Origin of the sequence: Devosia rhizoryzae, from assembly GCF_016698665.1 — a bacterium.
GTDB classification, from domain to species: Bacteria; Pseudomonadota; Alphaproteobacteria; order Rhizobiales; family Devosiaceae; genus Devosia; species Devosia rhizoryzae.
In genome coordinates this window covers 1,615,662-1,636,075 of sequence record NZ_CP068046.1, presented here as the reverse complement: position 1 = coordinate 1,636,075, position 20,414 = coordinate 1,615,662, and the positions used below count along the sequence as shown (strand labels likewise).

Annotated in this window: 24 protein-coding genes and 1 riboswitch; of the genes, 19 read left to right on the top strand and 5 right to left on the bottom strand. The window is 62.0% G+C overall.

Annotated features, from left to right (window positions below; translation table 11 throughout):
* Positions 1–12: 12 nt before the first annotated feature.
* From lepB to JI748_RS08115, 6 genes are all read left to right on the top strand, one after another.
* The gene (gene lepB / locus JI748_RS08140) at positions 13–840 is read left to right on the top strand and encodes a signal peptidase I (protein ID WP_201636700.1); all 828 of its coding nucleotides are present in this window, start codon (positions 13–15) and stop codon (positions 838–840) included.
* Entirely contained in the window at positions 837–1,544 is a 708-nt protein-coding gene (gene rnc / locus JI748_RS08135; RefSeq protein ID WP_201636698.1) for a ribonuclease III, read from the top strand. The genes lepB and rnc overlap by 4 nt, the downstream gene beginning before the upstream one ends.
* Complete coding sequence (gene era / locus JI748_RS08130) at positions 1,541–2,464, top strand: GTPase Era (RefSeq protein WP_201636696.1); 924 nt, start codon at positions 1,541–1,543, stop codon at positions 2,462–2,464. The genes rnc and era overlap by 4 nt, the downstream gene beginning before the upstream one ends.
* 112 nt (positions 2,465–2,576) lie before the next feature.
* Entirely contained in the window at positions 2,577–3,305 is a 729-nt protein-coding gene (gene recO, locus JI748_RS08125; protein ID WP_201636694.1) for a DNA repair protein RecO, read from the top strand.
* 258 nt (positions 3,306–3,563) lie between these two features.
* Entirely contained in the window at positions 3,564–5,864 is a 2,301-nt protein-coding gene (parC, locus tag JI748_RS08120) for a DNA topoisomerase IV subunit A (RefSeq protein ID WP_201636692.1), read from the top strand.
* Between the two features lie 111 nt (positions 5,865–5,975).
* Entirely contained in the window at positions 5,976–6,284 is a 309-nt protein-coding gene (locus JI748_RS08115; protein WP_201636690.1) for a Dabb family protein, read from the top strand.
* Between the two features lie 125 nt (positions 6,285–6,409).
* Here the strand turns inward: JI748_RS08115 and JI748_RS08110 are convergent, their stop codons facing one another.
* Positions 6,410–7,135, bottom strand: a complete 726-nt coding sequence (locus JI748_RS08110) for an arginyltransferase (RefSeq protein ID WP_201636688.1) — start codon at positions 7,133–7,135, stop codon at positions 6,410–6,412.
* 81 nt (positions 7,136–7,216) lie between these two features.
* A complete protein-coding gene (locus tag JI748_RS08105) occupies positions 7,217–7,735 on the bottom strand; it encodes an RDD family protein (protein WP_201636686.1) in 519 nt (172 codons plus the stop codon).
* A 105-nt stretch (positions 7,736–7,840) separates the two neighbouring features.
* Between JI748_RS08105 and JI748_RS08100 the strand changes: the two genes are divergently transcribed.
* Entirely contained in the window at positions 7,841–8,782 is a 942-nt protein-coding gene (locus JI748_RS08100; protein ID WP_201636684.1) for a DMT family transporter, read from the top strand.
* Here JI748_RS08100 and hemB read toward each other — a convergent pair.
* Complete coding sequence (gene hemB, locus JI748_RS08095) at positions 8,779–9,792, bottom strand: porphobilinogen synthase (RefSeq protein WP_201636682.1); 1,014 nt, start codon at positions 9,790–9,792, stop codon at positions 8,779–8,781. The genes JI748_RS08100 and hemB overlap by 4 nt on opposite strands.
* Before the next feature lie 94 nt (positions 9,793–9,886).
* On the opposite strand from hemB, the gene JI748_RS08090 reads away from it, so the two are divergent.
* The 4 genes from JI748_RS08090 (at position 9,887) to JI748_RS08075 (ending at position 13,000) form a co-directional block, all read left to right on the top strand.
* Positions 9,887–10,273 (top strand): hypothetical protein, encoded by a 387-nt coding sequence (locus JI748_RS08090; protein WP_201636680.1) that lies wholly within the window; start codon positions 9,887–9,889, stop codon positions 10,271–10,273.
* A 186-nt stretch (positions 10,274–10,459) separates the two neighbouring features.
* Complete coding sequence (ldtR, locus tag JI748_RS08085) at positions 10,460–10,969, top strand: transcriptional regulator LdtR (protein WP_211198448.1); 510 nt, start codon at positions 10,460–10,462, stop codon at positions 10,967–10,969.
* Between the two features lie 251 nt (positions 10,970–11,220).
* Positions 11,221–12,483, top strand: a complete 1,263-nt coding sequence (locus JI748_RS08080) for a L,D-transpeptidase family protein (RefSeq protein WP_210338815.1) — start codon at positions 11,221–11,223, stop codon at positions 12,481–12,483.
* A 304-nt stretch (positions 12,484–12,787) separates the two neighbouring features.
* Positions 12,788–13,000: a DUF6898 family protein gene (locus JI748_RS08075; RefSeq protein ID WP_201636676.1), complete on the top strand. Its 213-nt coding sequence runs from the start codon at positions 12,788–12,790 to the stop codon at positions 12,998–13,000.
* A 27-nt stretch (positions 13,001–13,027) separates the two neighbouring features.
* On the opposite strand, the gene JI748_RS08070 is transcribed toward JI748_RS08075, so the two are convergent.
* On the bottom strand, positions 13,028–13,468 hold the full coding sequence (locus JI748_RS08070) for a BA14K family protein (RefSeq protein WP_201636674.1): 441 nt from the start codon (positions 13,466–13,468) through the stop codon (positions 13,028–13,030).
* A gap of 142 nt (positions 13,469–13,610) precedes the next feature.
* Positions 13,611–13,679, top strand: a riboswitch (ZMP/ZTP riboswitch).
* Positions 13,680–13,956: 277 nt separating this feature from the next.
* Here JI748_RS08070 and glyA point away from each other — a divergent pair.
* Genes glyA through JI748_RS08050 form a run of 4 tightly spaced genes read left to right on the top strand, consistent with a single transcriptional unit; the run spans position 13,957 to position 16,514 of the window.
* Positions 13,957–15,255, top strand: coding sequence for a serine hydroxymethyltransferase (gene glyA, locus JI748_RS08065; RefSeq protein WP_201636672.1), 1,299 nt, complete (start codon positions 13,957–13,959; stop codon positions 15,253–15,255).
* 9 nt (positions 15,256–15,264) lie between these two features.
* Positions 15,265–15,744, top strand: a complete 480-nt coding sequence (nrdR, locus tag JI748_RS08060) for a transcriptional regulator NrdR (protein ID WP_201636670.1) — start codon at positions 15,265–15,267, stop codon at positions 15,742–15,744.
* 2 nt (positions 15,745–15,746) lie between these two features.
* Positions 15,747–16,229, top strand: a complete 483-nt coding sequence (gene nusB / locus JI748_RS08055; RefSeq protein ID WP_201636668.1) for a transcription antitermination factor NusB — start codon at positions 15,747–15,749, stop codon at positions 16,227–16,229.
* Positions 16,230–16,283: 54 nt separating this feature from the next.
* Positions 16,284–16,514 (top strand): hypothetical protein, encoded by a 231-nt coding sequence (locus JI748_RS08050; RefSeq protein WP_201636666.1) that lies wholly within the window; start codon positions 16,284–16,286, stop codon positions 16,512–16,514.
* A gap of 51 nt (positions 16,515–16,565) precedes the next feature.
* Here JI748_RS08050 and JI748_RS08045 read toward each other — a convergent pair whose 3' ends face one another.
* Positions 16,566–17,003: an outer membrane protein assembly factor BamE gene (locus JI748_RS08045; RefSeq protein ID WP_201636664.1), complete on the bottom strand. Its 438-nt coding sequence runs from the start codon at positions 17,001–17,003 to the stop codon at positions 16,566–16,568.
* Between the two features lie 163 nt (positions 17,004–17,166).
* On the opposite strand from JI748_RS08045, the gene JI748_RS08040 reads away from it, so the two are divergent.
* The 4 genes from JI748_RS08040 to JI748_RS08025 all read left to right on the top strand — a co-directional run bounded on the left by JI748_RS08040 (position 17,167) and on the right by JI748_RS08025 (position 20,365).
* Complete coding sequence (locus JI748_RS08040) at positions 17,167–17,694, top strand: ubiquinol-cytochrome C chaperone family protein (protein WP_164535303.1); 528 nt, start codon at positions 17,167–17,169, stop codon at positions 17,692–17,694.
* A complete protein-coding gene (locus JI748_RS08035; protein WP_201636662.1) occupies positions 17,691–18,242 on the top strand; it encodes a YceD family protein in 552 nt (183 codons plus the stop codon). Before JI748_RS08040 ends, JI748_RS08035 begins: the two co-directional genes overlap by 4 nt.
* A gap of 78 nt (positions 18,243–18,320) precedes the next feature.
* Positions 18,321–19,391 (top strand): phosphate acyltransferase PlsX, encoded by a 1,071-nt coding sequence (gene plsX / locus JI748_RS08030; protein ID WP_201636660.1) that lies wholly within the window; start codon positions 18,321–18,323, stop codon positions 19,389–19,391.
* Positions 19,388–20,365 (top strand): beta-ketoacyl-ACP synthase III, encoded by a 978-nt coding sequence (locus JI748_RS08025; protein WP_201636658.1) that lies wholly within the window; start codon positions 19,388–19,390, stop codon positions 20,363–20,365. Before plsX ends, JI748_RS08025 begins: the two co-directional genes overlap by 4 nt.
* The last annotated feature ends 49 nt before the right edge of the window (positions 20,366–20,414 follow it).

Here is a 20,414-nt window from a genome sequence, read left to right as displayed (position 1 = left end):
CCCGGAACCGCAATGACTCAGCCTGCCGACAAGCCCATCGCCAAGAAATCGGCTACCAATGAGTGGGTCGAGACTTTCATTGTTGTCGTCGAAGCGCTGCTGATCGCCATCTTCCTGCGCTTCTTTTTCTATCAGCCCTTCTCCATCCCCACTGCGTCCATGCAGCAGACGCTGATGATCGGCGACTACTTCGTCGCCAATAAATTCGTCTGGGGCTATGGCAAGCATTCCTTCTCGCTCGGCCGCTACGGCGATTTTGCGCTGCTCGATTTCGAACTGCCGATCTCGAACCGCATTTTTGGCCGCGAACCTAACCGCGGCGACGTCGCTGTGTTCCGCCCAGTGCCGCAGGACCAGGAATATATCAAGCGCGTCGTGGGCCTCCCCGGCGATCGCATCCAGGTCACGGCCGGCCGCCTTTATATCAACGGCACGATGGTGGAGCGCGAGGAAGTCGGCAAGGCGCTCGATACCGACAGCAATGGCGATACCCGCGAAGTCACCGTTTATCGCGAGACCTTCCCGGAAGGCACGACACATATCATCCAGGAAATCGGCGATGACATGCAGCTCGACAACACGCCCGAATATGTCGTGCCCGCCGGCCACTACTTCATGATGGGCGACAATCGCGACCGCTCGGCCGATAGCCGCGTCTTGAGCCAGGTCGGCTACGTCCCCGCCGTCAACCTCATCGCCAAGGCCGAGGCGCGCTTCTTCTCCATCAAGGACAATATCGCGCCCTGGCAGATCTGGCAGTGGCCCGCCAATGTGCGCTGGGATCGCATGTTCCAGGGTGTTTCCAGCGACCAGCCTTATGGCGGCACGGCGGCGCCGTGAGCCGGCGCGACAAAGGCTACGAAAAGCTCCAGTTCCGCCTCGGCTATCGTTTTGCCGACCTCGACCTGCTGGAGCGGGCGCTGACCCATTCCAGCGCTCTGGCTCCGGCCAAGCGCATCGAACGCTCCTACCAGCGCTTAGAATTTTTGGGCGATCGCGTCCTTGGCCTGGTGGTTGCCGAGATGCTTTATCGCCGCTTTCCGAAGTCCAACGAAGGTGAACTGAGCCGCACGCTCAACACCCTGGTGCGCAAAGAAACCTGTGCCATCGTCGCCCGCCAGCTCGGTCTTGGACCCGAAATGATCCTCGGCGAAAGCGAAGCGCGCTCGGGCGGCGCCGAGAAGGAAGCGATCCTCGGCGACATCACCGAAGCGGTGATCGGCGCCATCTTCCTAGATGGCGGGCTCGAAGCGGCCCGCACCTTTATCGAGACCAATTTCGAAGACATCCTCCACGACGGCCAGGCCAACCGCGCCGACGCCAAGACGACGCTCCAGGAATGGGGCCAGGCCAAGGGTCTCGAACCACCCAATTACATTCTGGTCGAGCGCACCGGCCCCGACCATGCCCCCGAATTCACCATCGCTGTAGAGCTCGCCGGCTTCCCCCGCGTCGAAGCCATTGGCAGCTCCAAGCGCATCGCCGAACACAAGGCCGCCGAACGCTTCCTCGTCGAGCAGAAGGTGTGGAAGGACGAAAAATGAACACACCCATCGAGCTTTCCGACACCTCATGCGGCTTTATCGCTCTCGTTGGCGCGCCGAATGCCGGCAAGTCGACGCTGCTCAATTCGCTTGTCGGAACGAAAGTGTCGATCGTCACGCACAAGGCGCAGACCACGCGGTCGCAGGTGCGCGGCGTGCTGACGCTGGATAAGGCGCAGCTCGTCTTCATCGATACGCCCGGCATCTTCCAGCCCAAGAAGCGGCTCGAGCGCGCCATGGTCGAAAATGCCTGGGGCGGGGCAGGGGACGCAGACCTCGTCGCCTTTTTGATTGATGCCGATAGGGGCATAACGCCCGATATTGAATCCCTGCTTGAGGGTCTTGAAAACATCACGCACCCCAAAGTGCTGATCATCAACAAGATCGACACCGTCAAGAACGAGAGCCTCTTGGCGCTGTCTCAGACGCTGAACGAACGCCTGCGCTTCGAAGCGACCTTCATGCTTTCGGCGCTCAAGGGTTTTGGCGTTCAGGATTTCATCGACTGGTGCGTCAAGCACATCCCACCCGGTCCCTGGCACTTTCCGGAAGATCACCTCACCGATCTCACCATGGCCATCACCGCCGCCGAGATCACGCGCGAAAAGCTCTTCCTGCGCGTCCACGACGAAATCCCCTACAACGCCACGGTCGAAACCGAGAGCTTCAAGATCCAGAAGGATGGCTCCTACAAGATCGACCAGGTCGTCTACGTCACCCGCGACAGCCACAAGAAGATCGTGCTCGGCGCCGGCGGCCAGACCATCAAGGCTATCGGCCAAGAGGCCCGCAAGGAACTGATGGAAATGTACGAGGTGCCGATCCACCTCTTCCTTTTCGTCAAGGTGCGCGAAAAGTGGGCGGAAGACCCGGAGCGCTACCGAGAAATGGGTCTCGAATTTCCGCACGGAAAAGGGTGATGCCACGACCTCGTCCTTCGACAGGCTCAGGATGAGGTCTACTTCGAATGACGAGGTTTTTTGGTAGACCTCATTGTGAGCCTGTCGAACCACGAGGTCGTGCCCCAAAGCCATGGAATGGACCGGTGAAGCCCTGCTGATCGGCGTACGCCGCCATGGCGAAACCAGCCTCATCGCCGAGGCCATGGTTGCCGGCCGCGGCCGCTCGCTCGGCCTCGTGCGCGGCGGCCGCTCCCCAAAATTGGCCGCAACGCTCCAGCCCGGCAATACCGTCCAGCTCACCTGGCGCGCCCGCCTCGAAGACCACCTTGGCATCTTCATGGTCGAAATGCTGCAGGCGCGCGCCGCCACCCTGATCGCCGATCGCAAGCGCCTTTACCTCGCCCAGCTCGTCTGCGAGCACCTGCGCCTGCTCCCCGAGCGCGATCCGCACGACCGGCTGCTCGGCATGGCGCTGTCCTTGCTCGATCACGATCCCGACGGCGCCGCGCTTGCCCGCTTCGAGTTGACCCTGCTCGACGAACTTGGCTTCGGCCTCGATCTTTCAAGCTGCGCCTCGACCGGCGTTACCGAGGACCTCACCCACGTCTCGCCCCGATCCGGCCGCGCCGTCTCCCGCGCCGCGGCCCAACCCTATCTCGACCGCCTCCTGGCGCTCCCCAGCTTCCTCACCGCCCGCGGCAATGCCAGCCCCGACGACCTCCGCGCCGCCTTTCGCCTCACGGGCCATTTCCTCGACATGCACCTCTGGTCCGCCAGGGGCATCGAACAGCCGCCGACGCGCGAGCCGCTGATCGATCTGCTGACCAAAGACGAGGCACCCCCTTCCGAGCGCCGCTAGGCTCCTGCGTCGCCAAGCTCTGCTTGCCTTCCCCTCTGAGGGGGAAGGTAGCACCAGTGCATGTCTGCCCACTGCGTCCACCCTCCCCCTCAGAGGGGAGGGTACCGAAGCTTAGCCGCAAGGCTTAGCGCAGGTAGGGAGGGGGTGTGCGATCTCTCCGCTCCACCGCATAACCCGTGCAAAACCCCCAAAACCTGAGCGTTCCGCTCCCCAGCCGCTATACTTTGCTCCTGATTCGTTCTCCTTGCGGAGCCGCCCATGTCCGATGCCGAAACCATTCAGCCGCCCGACGATCAGCGCATTGTTGATCTGAAGCAAGCGCTCGAAGAGCGGTATCTGAGCTATGCGCTCTCGACCATCACCCAGCGCGCGCTGCCCGATGCCCGCGATGGGCTCAAGCCCGTGCACCGCCGCATACTTCACGCCATGCGCCTGCTGCGGCTCGATCCGAACCAGGGTTACAAGAAGAGCGCCCGCATCGTCGGCGACGTCATCGGCAAGTTCCACCCGCACGGCGACCAGTCGATCTATGACGCGCTGGTGCGTCTCGCCCAGGATTTCGCGCTGCGTTATCCGCTGGTCGATGGCCAAGGCAATTTCGGCAATATCGACGGCGATAGCCCCGCCGCGATGCGCTACACCGAATCGCGCATGACCGAGGTGGCGACGCGGCTGCTCGAGGGCATCACCGAAAACGCCATCGATTTCAAAGCCACCTATGACGGCGAAGACGAAGAGCCCATCGTCCTGCCGTCGAATTTTCCGAACCTTTTGGCCAATGGCTCGACCGGCATCGCCGTCGGCATGGCGACCTCTGTGCCGCCGCACAATCTCGTCGAGCTCTGCAACGCTGCGCTGAAGCTGATCCACAATCCTGCGGCCACGACCGAGGAGCTGATCCACCCCGATCCGTCCGCGCCACCCAGCATGGACGATCTGGTGCGCGGACCCGATTTTCCCACCGGCGGACAGCTGGTGGAGGGCCGCTCCTCGATCGTTCATTCCTATGAAACCGGCCGCGGCTCGTTCCGCCTCCGCGCTGTCTGGAACAAGGAAGACAAGGGCCGCGGCGTCTATCAAATCGTCGTCACGCAGATCCCCTACGGCATTCCCAAGGCCCGCCTCGTCGAAAAAATCGCCGAACTGCTGCTGGCCAAAAAACTGCCGCTGCTTAAAGACGTGCGCGACGAAAGCGCCGACGACATCCGCCTCGTGCTCGAGCCGCGCGCCGGCACGGTCGATGCGGTGATCCTCATGGAGCAGCTTTTCAAGCTCACCGAACTTGAAATCCGCTTCCCGCTTAATCTCAACGTGCTTGACCGTGGCACGGTGCCGCGCGTCATGAGCCTCGCCGATGCGCTGCGCGCCTGGCTCGACCACCGCAAGATCGTGCTCGTCCGCCGCAGCCAGCACCGCCTCGAGCAGATCGCTGCCCGCCTCGAAGTGCTCGAAGGCTATATCATCGCCTACCTCAACCTCGATGAGGTGATCCGCATCATCCGCGAGGAGGATGATGCCAAGGCGTCGCTGATGGCGACCTTTTCGCTGACCGACAATCAGGCCGAAGCCATCCTCAACATGCGCCTGCGCTCCTTGCGCAAGCTCGAGGAGATCGAGCTCCGCCAGGAGCACAAGAACCTCACCACCGAAAAGGGCAAGCTCGAAGCGCTGCTCGCCTCCGACAAGCGGCAGTGGGGCGAGATCGCCAAGCAGGTCGAGGGGCTGAAGAAGGCCTATCCGCTCTTCGAAGCCGATGGCGAAACGCTCCATCCGCTCGGCGCCCGCCGTTCGCTGTTTGGTGCCGTGCCCAGCGCCGACGCGGCCGAGGTCAGCGAAGCTTTCATCGAGCGCGAACCGATCACTGTCGTGCTTTCGGAAAAGGGCTGGATCCGCGCGCCACGCGGCCACAATGCGCCGATTGACGAAAAGGGCTTCAAGACCGGCGACCGGCTGCGGTTGTCGATCAATTGCGAGACCACCGATAAGCTCCTGATGCTGACCACCGGCGGCAAGGTCTATACCATCGGTGCCGACAAGCTGCCCGGGGGCCGTGGGCAGGGCGAGCCGGTGCGCATCATCGTCGATATCGAAGAAGGTCAGGACATCGTCGACCTCTTCGTTTATCGCCCGGGCAAGACGCGGATCATCGCCGCCTCCAACGGCTATGGCTTCGTCGTTCCCGAGGACGATCTCATCGCCAATACGCGCAAGGGCAAGCAGATCCTCAACGTTTCGCTTCCCGACGAGGCGCGGCTGATCGTGCCGGGCGAGGGCGACCGCGTCGCCATCATCGGACAGAATCGCAAGCTCCTCGTCTTCCCCATGGCCCAGCTTGCCACCATGACCCGCGGCAAGGGCGTGCGCCTCCAGCGCTACAAGGATGGCGGCACGTCCGACATCAAGGCCTTCTACGCAGCCGATGGCCTCACCTGGACCGACTCGTCCGGCCGAACCTATTCCAAGCCGACCGAGGAACTGACCGACTGGCTGAGCGACCGCGCCACCGCCGGCCGCCAGCCACCAACGGGGTTTCCGAAGAACAACAAGTTCAGGGGTTAGCGCTTCACCTCGCCCCTCCGGGGAGAGGTCGGCGCGCAGCGCCGGGTGAGGGGGCCTTCCCTTAAATCAGACCGTGAAAGAACCGCGTCAAACCTGTTCAGAGACTCAACAATGATCCGCCACTGCGTCTTCGTCCGCTTCCGTGCCGATGTTCTCGAGACCGAGCGCAACGAGATCTACGCCGATCTCGCAGCCCTCAAGACGGTAGTCGATGGCTTCCTTGCCATCAGCTACGGCGCCAATGTTTCACCCGAAGGCCTGCATCAGGAATTTCGCGATGGCTTCACCATGGACTTCGTCGACGAAGCCGCCCGCGACGCCTACCTCGTTCATCCCGCGCATAAGGCGGCTGGCTCGCGCTTGGTCGCCGCGCTGGAAGGCGGTCGCGACGGTCTGATCGTGTTCGATTTGGTTGTCTGACCGCCACCTTCGCCACGAACTCGATTGTCACCCCGGCGAACGCCGGGGCCCATCTCGAGATCTCAGGCTAGGCCCCGGGTGAAACCCGGGGTGACGGCTGGTGGTGGAGCAACTATCGAGCTCAGCTACAGCCGCGCCCAGCCCAGCGACCCGCGCTGCACTTCGAGCGGCTGATAGTCCGCCTTGTACGCCATCTTGGGCGAATCCTTCACCCAATAGCCGAGATAGACATAGTCCAGAGCCGCCGACCGCACCTGATGGATGTGGTCGAGGATCAGGTATGTCCCCATGCTGCGATGGGCGAGGTCTGGGTCGTAGAAGGAATAAACCATCGAAAGCCCATCGGGCAGCACATCGGTCAGCGCCACGGCGACCAACGGCTGGTCGGGCAGGTCGGTGAGCCGATATTCCACCAGCACGGAATGCACGGGCGTATCCTCGACCATGTACTCATAGTCCTGATAGCTCATCTGCGTCATGCCGCCGCCATAGTGGCGGGCATCGAGATAGCGTTTGAAGAGCTCGTATTGCTCGGCGGTGACGACCGCCGGCTGCACCGAAACGCCGATGTCGGAATTGTTGCGAAGCACGCGCCGGAAGCGTTTGTTCGGCTCGAACTCGCCCGCAATGATCCGCACCGATTGGCAGGCATTGCAGCCTTCGCAGGCCGGACGGTAGATCAGGTTCTGGCTGCGGCGGAAACCGTTGTCGCTCAACAGCTGATGCAGCATGGATGCGCGCCGGCCGCTGAGATGGGTGAAAAGCTTCCGCTCCATCTTGCCCGGCAGGTAGGGGCAGGGCATGGCCGCCGTCAAAAAGAGCTGGGTAGTTTCCGGTGTCTGGTCGGTCATCCAGGACCTGTCAAAAGCTTGGGCGACGAATGTAGCGCGCTCGCCCCTTTGCCACAACGGCCCAAACGCCCTCTTGATCCATCACCCGCGCCGCTGCCACCGCCGAACCATCGGCGATCGGCGCACCATCAGCGTGCCCATGATCAGGTCATGGATCATCTGCCGGCGCGGCGTGAACAGGGCGAACAGAATGGTGATCGGCCAGGAGATCCAGAAGGTCAGCCAGAACAGCGCGGCATGGAAGATCGCCATCCAGCCATCCAATGGCTGGCCGCGCGTGGGCGTGAGGACGATATCCATGACCTGCATGCCCACCGTGGCGCGGCGTGGGGAGCCGAGCGTCACGCCATAATAGACGATCAATGCCGCCGGCACGACGAACACCATGGCAAAGAGCCCGAGCCCGAAGGTCAGAAGGCCAAAGATCAGGCCAGCGATCCCAAAAATAAGCGACAGCGCACCGATCAGCACCACATCGATGAGGTATGCGGTGACCCGCCGCGTCAGCAGGCCGTCAAACAGTTCCGGCGCCGTGGCAGGGTCGGGCAGATAAGGGCGGTCGGCAAGTTCCTGGGTCATGATGGAGAAATTGTCACGCATGGGCCCCAGCGCAAGAGCCTTGCGGGAAAACTTGAACCCACCAGGCGCAATTCCTTTATCGTGAGCGCAAGCCCCCACGAATCGCCTGCCTCTCCGGACCAAGCCATGCCACCCGCACCCGCAGCGCCCGCGCCGCTGACTCATCAGCCTTTGCGCGGTCTTGTCCTTGTTCTGGGAGCAACGCTGCTCTTTGCCTACAACGACACGACCAACAAGTTGCTGATCACCGAATACAACGTGCCAATGGTAACGGCTATCCGGTACATCGGCCATTGCCTGCTGATGCTGGCGATCGTCGCCCCGCTGCATGGCCGCGAAATGGTGCGCACCCAGCGCACCGGCCTCGTGATCGTCCGCGCTGCCAGCCTTGCGCTTGGCTCGTTTCTCGTGAGCCTCGCCTTGCAGCGCATGCCGGTGCCCGAGACCACGGCCATTGTTTATCTCTGCCCTGTGCTGGTCGTGGTGCTCTCCGGCCCAATCCTGAAAGAAAAGGTGCGGCCTGCCGCCTGGCTGGCAGCCCTTGTCGGCTTTGCCGGCGTCTTGCTGATCGCGCGTCCAGGCGGCGGACTCGACCCGCTTGGGGTCGTCTTCGTCCTCGGCAACGTCATCGTTGCCACCGCCTATAACCTTCTGTCCCGCGTCCTGGCCCATACCGAACGCACCATGGCCATGCTGTTCTACTCGGCGCTGGTCGGCGCCATGGGCTTCGGCATCTTCCTGCCCTGGACTCTCCACGGCGCAGCACCCACGCCGGTGCAACTGGTGCTTTTTGCCGGCCTCGGCGTCTCCGCCTGGCTCGGCCACTACATGTTCACCCAGTCCTACCGCTACGCCCCGGCTGCGCTGATCGCACCCATGACCTATGTGCACCTGCTCTGGGCCGGGCTTTTGGGCTGGTTCGTGTTCGGCCATGCCCCCGAGCCGATCGCCATCGGCGGCATGCTGTTGGTCGCATTGGCCGGCATTATCAGCGCCGTCCGCCCGCGCAAGGGTCAGCGCCCGGCGCAACTCGCTTCCGAAGATGGTCTTACCGAAAAGGCTGGTTAGCGCCCGAGCTTGCGCGCCATTTCCAGCGCGTAATAGGTCAGGATGCCGTTGGCGCCCGCACGCTTGAAGGCCCAGAGACTTTCCAGCACCGCCGCATCGCGGTTGATCGCGCCGGCAGCACCCGCCAGCTCGATCATCGCGTATTCGCCGCTGACCTGATAGGCGTAGATGGGGACGTTGAACGCATCCTTGGCCCGGCGGATGATGTCGAGATAGGGCAGGCCCGGCTTGACCATGACGCTGTCGGCGCCTTCCTCGATGTCCTGCGCGATCTCGCGCAAGGCTTCGTCGGAATTGGCGTAATCCATCTGATACGTCCGCTTGTCGCCCCGCAACCGGCTGCCCGAACCCACCGCTTCGCGAAACGGACCGTAAAAGCACGAGGCATATTTGGCCGCGTAGCTCATGATCTGCACATGCTCGAAGCCCTCGGCATCGAGTGCGTCGCGGATCGCGGCGACCCGCCCGTCCATCATGTCGGACGGCGCGATGATGTCCGCACCCGCCCGCGCCTGAACCAGTGCGGATTTGACCATGGCCGCGATCGTTTCGTCATTGAGGATGACGCCATCGCGCACCAGCCCGTCCTGGCCATCGCTCGAATATTCATCGAGCGCGACGTCAGCAATGAGGCCGATTTCCGGCACCGCCGACTTGATCGCCGCCAGTGCCCGGCACATCAGATTGTCCGGATTGTAGGCCTCGGCGCCATTCTCCGAACGCAGGTGATCCGGCGTGTTGGGAAAAATCGCCAGGGCAGGGATGCCGGCGTCGCGCGCAGCCTTGGCGGCCTCTACCATGAGGTCGACGCTCAGGCGTTCGACGCCGGGCATGGTGCGGATCGCCGTGCGCTCGTTCTGCCCCTCGATCACGAAGAGCGGCCAGATCAGGTCGCGCCGCAACAGCTCGGTTTCGCGCATCATCGCGCGGCTCCACTCCGTCTGCCGCATCCGCCGCAGCCGGCGCCCGCCAAGAAAGCTCATGTCGTGCTTGGGCCAATCAGTGCTCATCGGGGGTCTCCTTGTCGCCGCCTGATTATCAGCCTGGCTTTCGCTGTCCAAGCCTTGCGCTTGTCGCAGCCCTGCCGACGTTCTATCAGAGCGCATGCTCTTTCAGGCGCCAAGTCTCGGCCTATACCTTCGCATAGTTTCGATCCTCGCACTGCTGCTCGGCCTCAGCGATGCGGCGCGGCTGCTTGGCGTCAACCTGGGCGCCACCAGCCCCATCACCGCGCTCGGCTCATCGGCCTTTATTTATCTCGGCGTTTTCGCAATGGCCCGGCTTTTTGCCGCCGTCGGCCTCTGGATAAAGGCGAGCTGGGGTGCGGTTCTGCTGATCGGCGCTTCCGCGGCCGAGCTTCTGCTTTACCTCACCGGCAGCCCCGACGTGCGCATGTCGGTCTTCGCTTTTTCCATGCGCGCCGTGCTGTTGCTGGCCATCCTCGTGATCTTTGCGATAGCCATTCGTTTCCAGCGCGCGCAGGCCGACTGAAGCGTTTACGATGGGGAAAGGTTACAACTTTCTCACCCGGTGTAACGCTCGATTAAGCCAAATTCTCATTGCATTCCAGTAAGATAGTTTTAAGCGTGCGGCTTAGGCTGATCTTAGGTGGGCAGCCGTAGTTTGGCCTCATGAGATGCGAACAATCGCACACGAATGCAAAACAGTGAGGCACAAATGGCAATCAAATCGAACGCGGCCGAGGCGCTAACTCCGGAACGTAGCGAAGGCCTGAAACCCCTCTACCTGGAAGCCGTCTCGCGTGTCGAACGTCTCCATCGTCGCCTGCTCGACCTGATCAAGGACGAGTTCGACCGCATGGGCTGGGACGACATCAACCCCGTCCAGGCGCTCCTGATGTTCAATATCGGCGATGCCGAACTGACCGCCGGCGAACTGCGCAGCCGCGGTTACTATCTCGGCTCCAACGTGTCCTACAATCTCAAGAAGCTGGTCGAAACCGGCTATATCTTCCAGGAACGCTCGCGCACCGACCGCCGCTCGGTCCGTATCAAGCTGACCCCCAAGGGCGAAGAAGTCGCCGAAGTGATCGACGAACTTTATGATCGTCACCTCAAGTCCATCGATAAGGTCGGCGGTCTTGGCGACGAAGAATTCGACGGCCTCAACAAGGCCTTGGCCCGCCTCGAGCGCTTCTGGGTCGACCAGATCCTCTATAAGCTCTAACCCAAGGGGCAGGGCATTCGGCCGGTGGCATGTGTTGCCTCACTGCCACGACCGAGGGGAAGACGCCGGCCGAAAGGTCGGCGTTTCTTATTTCAGCCGCAAACGGACTTCATCGGCATTACCGGATAGAAACCATTTCCTTCTAGAAACTACCCTCTCGTATGGTTCACAACGCCTTGACCGCGATTGTGAAGCCTGCGCTGGCGATGGTATCGGCCACACGTGGTGGCAGTGACTTTTCGGGTGACTTGATGCGGCTCAATCGACGTAAATTTCTTCGGTCCATGACCTATCTCGGCGCTTTCGCGGCCATTCCGGCAACGCGCGCCCAGGATTCGCTCTTCGACATGTTCGATGGTGGCGCCGGCCGCGTGCTGCGCGAAACAGACCGCGACGGCAACACGGCAGCCGCTCAGGCGCTGATTGCCACCAATGAACCGATCCTGAGCTTTGACACGCTGCATAATCTGCAGCTTGCCATTTCTCAGTACGAGCCCTTCGTCGCCAGCGGCGGCTGGGAAGAAATCCCGCAGGAAGCCTATCAGCTGCAGCTCGGCGTATCCTCGCCAGCCGTCGTCCAGCTCAAGCGTCGCCTTATTTCTTCGAGCGACATGCCGCTGGTTGAGTATGCCAGCGACGTTTTCGACGCCGAGACCGATCGCGGCGTCAAGAACTTCCAGGCCCGCCATGGTCTCATCCCCAACGGCCAGATCGACGAGCAGACCTGGTATGCCATGAACGTGCCGGCCGCGACGCGCCTGCAGCAGCTCTACCTCAATTACACCCGCGTCCAGAACATGGCCGCGAACCTTTCCGAGCGCTATGTCGTCGTCAACATTCCGGCCGCGACCATCGAAGCCGTTGCCGGCGGCATGGTCGAGCAGCGCCACACCGCAGTGGTCGGCCGCGTCGAGCGCGCTACCCCGATCATGGCCAGCAAGATCAGCCAGATCAACTTCAACCCCTATTGGCACGTGCCTAAGTCGCTGGTCCGCCAGGACCTGACCAAGTACATGCTCGAAAACCCGAACTACCTGGCCGAGCAGAACATCTTCATCTACGACGGTTCCGGCAACAAGGTTGATCCTGCAACGATAAACTGGGCGAACATCACCGACGCCCAGGTGAATTACATGTATCGCCAGGAGCCCGGCGCGGCCAACTCCATGGGCCACTGCAAGATCAACTTCTACAACCCCTACGATTGCTACCTGCACGACACGCCGTCCAAGGCGCTGTTCGGCGAAAATGCTCGCTTCCACTCCTCGGGCTGCGTCCGCGTCGATGGCGTCAACCAGCTCGTCAACTGGCTGCTGCGCGACAACGGCACTTGGGACCAGAACAAGGTCGACCAAACCTTCGCCTCGCTCCAGCGCCTCGACGTTGAGTGCCAGGGTAAGGTGCCGCTGCACACCACCTACATCACCGCCTGGGCCAACCGCCAAGGCACCGTCAGCTTCCGCGACGACGTCTATAAGTTCGACGAGCAAGGCAAGGTCACGTTCGAGGCTTGATGCGCAAAAGGAAATCGCTCCAGTGGAGCGATTTCGCGCAGCAAGGCCATGAGACTTCGATGGCGGTCTACGCAGTAGACGGAAGGCTCCAGTGGAGCTTTCCGAGCTGAGAAGGCCACGAAAGCTACGCTTGAGTGGCAGCTCGAATGGCGGGCATTTTCCCCAGCCACCGGCTGTCGTCCCCGCGTAGGCGGGGACCCATCCTGAGATCTCAAGATGGACCCCGGCTCAAGGCCGGGGTGACAATCGAGTTTGCTGCTGCTTAATTGTTTCGATGAAGCGGCGCTGAGGGCAGGGGGCAAGCATGAGCGACGGCGAAGTCTTGTTCGAGTTCACCCAGGTCGGCCAGATGATGCGCGTGGCGGCGATCGATGTCGCCACCGACACCGAGGTCATCGTCATCACACCGGTAAACGCCCACCGCGGTCACATGCAGCGCCTGGCTCTTGCCAAACTACAACGCCGGCTCGGGGAAAAATCCTCCGAACCGGCGCTCTCGACATCCAAATACGCCTAGGCGCTAAGTCAGCCTTATGATGGCTGACTAGAGATTGCAGGGGTGACGCACGCCGTCATAGCCAAGGAACGTATTAGTCCCCACGTCATAGGAGCGGTAACGCGCCTGGCACGCTGCAACATTCACGTTGCTGCCGCGTGCCGGACCAACCAGGACGTCCTGATTGCGGTTGTTGTTGCTATTGGCAATGGCGCCACCGACGATCGCACCAAGTGTCAAGCCGAAGAGGCCAGCGGCAACACTATCCAGGTCGGTACGGCGATTGTCATAGAAGCGGTTGTACTGGTTGCGGCCCCAACGGCCATCGCGATAGCCGTAGCAGTCAGGGTCACGCGGGTTGCGGTCGCAATAGGTTTCAACGACACGGACGCGCTCGCCGTAGCTCAAGGTAACATTCTGCGCCTGGCTGGGGAGAGCAGTGGTGAGGGTGGCTGCAAGTGCGACAGCGACGCCAACAAACTTCTTCATGTTCTTGCTCCTGTGGCGGAAGCTGCCACGTTCATGTGGAGCTAATGGTGATCGGCGCCAGGTGTTCCCGAAGAGGTCTTCACAAAGAGTCGTGCGGAACACACTTTCCACTTCCACCCATCAGCGTTCCACGACATAATCTTCCGGTTCGCGCGACTGGCGAGAAGAGATGGGTAACCATCGGGGAACGCGAAACTTAGAGCCTGTTTGAAACTCGCTATGGCGAGTCAGATCTGGCGGTTTTCGAGAACCGGAGCGCAGCGTACGTTGGTACGTGAGCACCGGAAGCGCAGAAGACCGCCTCAGATGGCCGCCAGAGTAGAGTTTGAAATCAGGCTCTAAAAAGAGCCGCTCGCCTGGGCACCCATCCGCAACCAGGGGAGCCCCATGCAATCTGCACAGCCCTTACGGCCTTCCAATCTCACGCCCCAGCGTGATAAAGCCACCGCCATGCTCACCGATTTGCTCGTCCGCGAGGTATCCGACCGATGAACGCTCATACATCGTCGCTTTTTCCGCAGTTCTTCTCTAACACGATGGCAGAGACCGATCCGGAGATCGCGGAAGCCATCCAGAATGAACTTGGCCGCCAGCGCCATGAGATCGAGCTGATCGCCTCGGAAAACATCGTGTCCCGCGCCGTACTTGAAGCGCAGGGCTCGATCATGACCAACAAGTATGCTGAGGGTTATCCGGGCAAGCGCTACTACGGCGGCTGCCAATATGTCGACGTCGCCGAAACGCTTGCTATCGACCGCGCCAAGCAATTGTTCGGCGCCAACTTCGCCAATGTGCAGCCCAATTCCGGCTCGCAGATGAACCAGGCCGTGTTCCTTGCGCTCCTGCAGCCCGGCGACACCTTCATGGGTCTCGACCTCAATTCCGGCGGTCACCTCACCCACGGCTCGCCGGTCAACATGAGCGGCAAGTGGTTCAATGTCGTTTCTTACGGCGTGCGCCGTGACGACCACCTGCTCGACATGGACGAAGTCGAACGCCTCGCTCACGAGCACAAGCCCAAGCTGATCCTTGCCGGCGGCACCGCCTATTCCCGCATCTGGGACTGGAAGCGTTTCCGTGAGATCGCTGATTCCATTGGCGCTTACCTGATGGTCGACATGGCCCACATCGCTGGCCTCGTCGCCGGCGGCGTCCACCCATCGCCGATCCCGCACGCCCATGTCTGCACCACGACAACCCACAAGTCGCTCCGTGGCCCGCGCGGCGGCATGATCCTGACCAATGACGAAGAGCTGGCCAAGAAGTTCAACTCGGCTGTCTTCCCTGGCCTTCAGGGCGGCCCGCTGATGCATGTCATCGCCGCCAAGGCCGTGGCCTTCAAGGAAGCGCTACAGCCCGAGTTCAAGGCTTACGCCAAGCAGATCGTCGAAAACGCGCGGGCGCTTTCCGATACGCTCAAGGCGCAGGGTCTGGATGTCGTCTCCGGCGGCACCGACAACCACCTGATGCTGGTCGACCTTCGTCCGAAAAACGCCACGGGCAAGCGCGCCGAGGCAGCTTTGGGTCGAGCCTTCATCACCACCAACAAGAACGGCATTCCCTTCGACCCGGAAAAGCCGTTCGTCACTTCGGGCATTCGGCTCGGCACGCCCGCAGGAACTACCCGCGGTTTCGGTACCGCCGAGTTCGAAGAGATCGGTTCGCTGATCGTGGAAGTGCTCGATGGTCTGCGCGTCGCCAACGACGATGAAGGCAATGCTTCGGTCGAAGCCGCCGTGCGTGAAAAGGTGAAGGCGCTGACTGCGCGCTTCCCGATCTATAGCTAAAGGCCACGCATGCGCTGCCCCTATTGCGGCAATGACGACACTCAGGTGAAGGATAGCCGCCCGACCGAAGATTCGGGCGCTATCCGGCGCCGTCGCGTGTGCAATGCCTGTGGGGGGCGCTTCACCACGTTCGAGCGCGTGCAACTGCGCGAACTCACCGTGGTCAAGAAGACCGGCCGCAAAGTGCCATTCGATCGCGAAAAGCTCGCTCGCTCCGTCAACACCGCCCTTCGCAAGCGCTCGGTGGAGCCGGAGCGGGTGGAACGGATGATCTCCGGCATCGTTCGGCAACTCGAAAGCCTGGGCGATGTCGAGGTCACCTCCGACCAGATCGGCGAATATGTGATGGAAGGCTTGAAAGGTCTCGATGACGTTGCCTTCGTCCGTTTCGCCAGTGTTTACAAGAACTTCTCCGCCGCTGACGACTTCCGCTCGTTTCTGGCCCATCTTGCGGATAACAACAGCCCGATCAGTGGCGACGAGGACTGACAATGCCTGACTTCCCCAAACGCGATCCTGAGAGCCAGCGCTCTGCCAACCAGCGCGGTGCGGCGCGTCTCGCCGCCGTGCAGGCGCTCTATCAGATGGATGTGGGCCGCCAGACGCTGGAAGACACGCTGGCGCAGTTCGGCGCCTTCCACCTCGGCCGCGAGATCGAGGGCGAGCAATACCTTCCGGCTGACGCGGACTTTTTCCGCCAGATCGTAGGCGGCGTCACCAAGCATCAGCTTCAGATCGACCCCGCCGTCGACAAGGCCTTGTCGGAAGGCTGGCCCATCGAACGCGTCGACGCCACCCTCCGCGCCATCCTCCGCGCCGCGGCCTTCGAACTTCTCCGCCGCCGCGATATCCCGTCCAAGGTGGTAATCACCGAATATGTCGATGTCGCCCGCGCCTTCTACGAAGACGATGCGAGCGGCATGGTCAATGCGGCGCTCGACTCGATCGCCAAGACCGTCCCTGCCGTCGAATAGACACTGGAGCAAGCTTCGCTCTGGCGCGTTGTCCTCAAAACAACGAGGCCCAAGATGAGCGCAGCAGACAATCAATTCACCGGCACGTGGCTCGACGCTGGCCGCCAGCGCGGCCAGCAATTCTCCCACACCCATTCCCAATACGACCATGCGGAGGAGGGGGCCTCCGGCAGCACGCCGATGCGCCATGCCCATGTCGAGCAGAACGGCGAAAAGGTCGGCGTCTGGGTTCCTGCCGACTGGAGCGATGACCAGGCGCGCGAGGCGCTCGAAAGCAACTGGTAGAAACAAAAAAGCCCCGGCACCGGCCGGGGCTTTTTCTAGAATTTTGTTCGATCAGAACGACGACAGGATGCTGTCAATAAAGGTCGCGTCCTCGCCAAATGATGGCGTGCGGCGGCTTTCGATCGGGATGACCTTGCCGTCCTTGAGCGTATAAACCGCGCGGTCGGCGACCTTCTTGTTCTTGTCGAAATAGATGGCAAGAACCGTGCGCTCCTGCACCATGGCCATGCCGAACGAAGTCTGGTTGACCTTGGTCTCGACATAATACCAGGCCGTCTGGTCGCCGAAACTGTTGGTCGACATCGGCGACCCCAGCACCAGCGTCACCAGCTGTTCGCTCTGGCCGACGCGGATCTGTTGCAGCGCCGAAGCGGGGATTTCATAGCCCTGCGTACGCTTGGTCACCAGAGACGTGCTGCTGGTGCACCCGGCGAGGGCGACCGCGAGAACGGCGGCAGCAACAGATGCTTTGGCAAAAGGCAGGAGCATGAATTTGACTTTCCCGATGGCTCTCGACTATAGGCGTGACAACGAGGCGCGTGCCCCTTGGCCGCCGGAATGTGTAACTGTCAACCCAACAGTCTGGCAAGCAGGCATCCGCCCGCTTCCGTTTCGCCCGTGTTTGACCCATACCGACGCTGGACGCAATCCCATGATCTTGTCCTTGTTTCGCAAGAACTCTGCCACAGAGCCGGTTTACGCCGTCTATAATTCCATTGTGGCGCAATCCCGGCAGCCGGTTTTTTATGCCCAGTGGGGCGTACCGGATACGGTGACCGGCCGCTTCGACATGATCAGCCTCCACATGGCGCTTTTGTTCCGCCGCCTCCGGCATGGCCCGCAATCTGCCAAGGATTTCAGCCAGGCGGTTTTCGACCTGTTCTTCAAAGACATGGACCGTTCGCTGCGCGAAATGGGGGTAGGGGACCTTGCGGTTCCCAAAAAGATCCAGAAGATGGGCAACATCTTCTTCGGCCTCCTCGCCGCCATGAACGAAGCCATCGATCGCAACGATCAGGCGGCGCTCGCCGGTGTCATTTCGCGCAACATCTTCGATGGCGGCGAACCCGAGCATTCGGCAACGCTCGCCAGCTACATCATCGAGCGGGATGCAACGCTGGCCACCCAGCCGGTCGAAGCCATCACCAAAGGCGCCATCGCCTTCGAGGCCGCCGCATGAGCCAGCGCGACACACCGATCTTTGATGCCATCGTCCGCATCGATCGCCTGCCATCGGGCGGCCGCTCCGTTGATGTCGACGCCAGCGAGGCCGAACGCGCCGCCATCGCCGAGGCCATGAACATCCTGTCCGTCGAGCGCTTCGTCGCCCACCTGACCGTCGTCCCGCTACGCGGCGGCCTTAGGGCACAGGGCAAGCTCGAGGCCGAGGTCACACAGGCCTCAACCGTCAGCTTCGAGCCCGTCGCCGAAACCGTCTTCGAGGAGATCGACCGCGTCTTCCTGCCCGCGCCACGCGAGGCGCAGGCACCGGCGCCCGGCTCGGAAGTCTTCGTCGATCTCGAAGACGACGATTTTCCCGACCATATCGATGGCCCCGAAGTCGATCTCAGCGCGCTCCTGCTCGAAACGCTAGCACTTGGTCTCGATCCCTATCCGCGCTTGCCCGGCGAGTCGCTCGACGCGCTCGGATTGCCCACCGGCGATGCGGAAGAAAGCCCCTTTGCCCAGCTCGCGCGGCTCAAGGGCGAAGACCCCGATAAGAGCTGATCCGCCCTCCAGGGGTTGCGCCGACCGGGCGATGTTATATGTTCTAGCCCCGCCCAGCGGGCCGAAAAACGGGCTGAAATGACCGATTCTATTACGATCTCCGTGGATGCCATGGGTGGCGACCACGCCCCGCGTGCCGTGCTGCATGGGGCCAATCTCCTCCTTAAGGATCGCGGCGAGACGCGCTTCATCTTTCACGGTCGCGAGGAGCAGATCGCTCCGCTGCTCGCCGAATTTCCCGCGCTCAAACCCGTCTCGACCGTCCGTCATTGCGAAACCGTGATCGCCATGGACGAAAAGCCCAGCCAGGCCCTGCGCAAGGGCCGCGGCACGTCCTCGATGTGGATGGCCATTCAGTCGGTCAAGGACGGCGATGCCGATGTTGCGGTCTCAGGTGGGAACACCGGCGCGCTGATGGCCATGGCCACCTTCTGCCTTCGCCCCATGGAAGGCATTTCCCGCCCCGGCATCGCCGCCATCTGGCCGACGCTGCGCTCCGACATCATCGTTCTCGACATGGGCGCGACCATCGGCGCGGATGCCGAGCAGCTGGTGGATTACGCGATCCTCGGCTCCGCCCTCGCCCGGGCGCTGCTCAACACCGAAAAACCGACGGTCGGCCTGCTCAATGTCGGCACCGAGGAAGTCAAAGGCCTCGACTACATCAAGGAAGCCGGTAAGATCCTTGCCCAGGCCAGCGGCGCCGGCTTCACCTATCACGGCTTTGTCGAGGGCGACGATATCGGCAAGGGCACGGTCGACGTCGTCGTCACCGAAGGTTTTGTCGGCAATATCGCGCTCAAGACTGCCGAAGGCACTGCCCGCCAGGTCAGCTCCTATCTGCGCAGCGCCCTCAGCGCCAATTGGCTGAGCAAGCTCGGCGCACTGTTCGCTTCCTCTGCCCTTTCTGACCTTCGACGCCGCATGGACCCGCGCACCGTCAATGGCGGCGTCTTCATGGGCCTCAATGGGATCGTCATCAAATCCCATGGCGGCACCGACGAGATCGGTTACAAGAGCGCGTTGAGCCTCGCCCACGGCATGGCGCGCAACCGCCTGATGGACAAGATCGGCGACACGATGAAGAGCTTTCCCCTAACCAGGGCCACACCCGATGTGCCGCCCGAGACCGAGGTTCATTCGGCGTGACCAGAATTCGCTCCGTCATCAGCGGTGTCGGCAGCTACCTGCCGGCACGCACCGTCACCAATGAAGAACTGGCCAAGACCGTCGACACGTCCGACGAGTGGATCCAGCAGCGCGTCGGCATTAAGGAGCGCCATATCGCCGCCGAAGGCGAGTTCACCTCCGATCTGGCGACCGCTGCAGCGCGTGCTGCGCTCGACAATGCCGGCCTCACGATCGAGGACATCGACCTCATCGTCGTCGCCACCACAACGCCCGACTACACCTTCCCTGCTGCCGCCACGCTGGTGCAGATGAAGCTCGGCATGAACCACGGCTTCGCCTTCGACATTCAGGCCGTGTGCTCCGGTTTTGTCTACGCCGTCACCACGGCGGACAGCTACATCAAGAACGGCCTTGCCAAGCGCGCATTGGTGATCGGCGCCGAGACCTTCTCGCGTCTGCTGGACTGGACCGACCGCACCACCTGCGTCTTGTTCGGCGACGGTGCCGGCGCCGTGGTGATGGAACGCGTCGATCTTGCTGACGACGAACCTGAGCGCGGCGTCATCGCCTCGGCTCTGCGCTCCGATGGCAAGCACTGGGACAAGCTCTATGTCGATGGCGGTCCCTCGACCACCGGCACGACAGGTCACGTTCACATGCAGGGCCCTGAGGTCTTCCGTCACGCCGTCGGCAAGATCACCGACGTCGTTTATGCGACCCTCGAACAGTCCGGCCATACCGTCGATGACCTCGACTGGTTCGTGCCGCACCAGGCCAATCGCCGCATCATCGAAGGGGCGGGCAACAAGCTCGGCCTGCCGCCTGAAAAGGTGATCATCACCGTCGATCGCCACGCCAACACCTCGGCTGCCTCCGTGCCGCTGGCGCTCGGTGTTGCCGTCGCCGATGGTCGAATCAAGAAGGGCGATCTCGTCATGCTCGAAGCCATGGGCGGCGGTTTCACATGGGGCGCCTCGCTCATTCGCTGGTAAAGCCCGCACTGCATTGACCGCAAAGCTTGCAAGGCGTTAAGGTTTAGGC

What these genes read in the sequence shown, in the direction of transcription:
- era (WP_201636696.1), top strand. Translation starts at nt 1,541, where the DNA reads ATGAACACACCCATCGAGCTTTCCGACACCTCATGCGGCTTTATCGCT.
- JI748_RS08045 (WP_201636664.1), bottom strand. Translation starts at nt 17,003, where the DNA reads ATGCTCCTGCCTTTTGCCAAAGCATCTGTTGCTGCCGCCGTTCTCGCG.
- recO (WP_201636694.1), top strand. Translation starts at nt 2,577, where the DNA reads ATGGAATGGACCGGTGAAGCCCTGCTGATCGGCGTACGCCGCCATGGC.
- plsX (WP_201636660.1), top strand. Translation starts at nt 18,321, where the DNA reads ATGACCGATTCTATTACGATCTCCGTGGATGCCATGGGTGGCGACCAC.
- JI748_RS08070 (WP_201636674.1), bottom strand. Translation starts at nt 13,468, where the DNA reads ATGAAGAAGTTTGTTGGCGTCGCTGTCGCACTTGCAGCCACCCTCACC.
- JI748_RS08040 (WP_164535303.1), top strand. Translation starts at nt 17,167, where the DNA reads ATGATCTTGTCCTTGTTTCGCAAGAACTCTGCCACAGAGCCGGTTTAC.
- JI748_RS08075 (WP_201636676.1), top strand. Translation starts at nt 12,788, where the DNA reads ATGAGCGACGGCGAAGTCTTGTTCGAGTTCACCCAGGTCGGCCAGATG.
- JI748_RS08110 (WP_201636688.1), bottom strand. Translation starts at nt 7,135, where the DNA reads ATGACCGACCAGACACCGGAAACTACCCAGCTCTTTTTGACGGCGGCC.
- JI748_RS08090 (WP_201636680.1), top strand. Translation starts at nt 9,887, where the DNA reads ATGCTCTTTCAGGCGCCAAGTCTCGGCCTATACCTTCGCATAGTTTCG.
- lepB (WP_201636700.1), top strand. Translation starts at nt 13, where the DNA reads ATGACTCAGCCTGCCGACAAGCCCATCGCCAAGAAATCGGCTACCAAT.
- parC (WP_201636692.1), top strand. Translation starts at nt 3,564, where the DNA reads ATGTCCGATGCCGAAACCATTCAGCCGCCCGACGATCAGCGCATTGTT.
- JI748_RS08105 (WP_201636686.1), bottom strand. Translation starts at nt 7,735, where the DNA reads ATGCGTGACAATTTCTCCATCATGACCCAGGAACTTGCCGACCGCCCT.
- JI748_RS08080 (WP_210338815.1), top strand. Translation starts at nt 11,221, where the DNA reads ATGCGGCTCAATCGACGTAAATTTCTTCGGTCCATGACCTATCTCGGC.
- glyA (WP_201636672.1), top strand. Translation starts at nt 13,957, where the DNA reads ATGAACGCTCATACATCGTCGCTTTTTCCGCAGTTCTTCTCTAACACG.
- nrdR (WP_201636670.1), top strand. Translation starts at nt 15,265, where the DNA reads ATGCGCTGCCCCTATTGCGGCAATGACGACACTCAGGTGAAGGATAGC.
- ldtR (WP_211198448.1), top strand. Translation starts at nt 10,460, where the DNA reads ATGGCAATCAAATCGAACGCGGCCGAGGCGCTAACTCCGGAACGTAGC.
- nusB (WP_201636668.1), top strand. Translation starts at nt 15,747, where the DNA reads ATGCCTGACTTCCCCAAACGCGATCCTGAGAGCCAGCGCTCTGCCAAC.
- hemB (WP_201636682.1), bottom strand. Translation starts at nt 9,792, where the DNA reads ATGAGCACTGATTGGCCCAAGCACGACATGAGCTTTCTTGGCGGGCGC.
- JI748_RS08050 (WP_201636666.1), top strand. Translation starts at nt 16,284, where the DNA reads ATGAGCGCAGCAGACAATCAATTCACCGGCACGTGGCTCGACGCTGGC.
- JI748_RS08100 (WP_201636684.1), top strand. Translation starts at nt 7,841, where the DNA reads ATGCCACCCGCACCCGCAGCGCCCGCGCCGCTGACTCATCAGCCTTTG.
- JI748_RS08115 (WP_201636690.1), top strand. Translation starts at nt 5,976, where the DNA reads ATGATCCGCCACTGCGTCTTCGTCCGCTTCCGTGCCGATGTTCTCGAG.
- JI748_RS08035 (WP_201636662.1), top strand. Translation starts at nt 17,691, where the DNA reads ATGAGCCAGCGCGACACACCGATCTTTGATGCCATCGTCCGCATCGAT.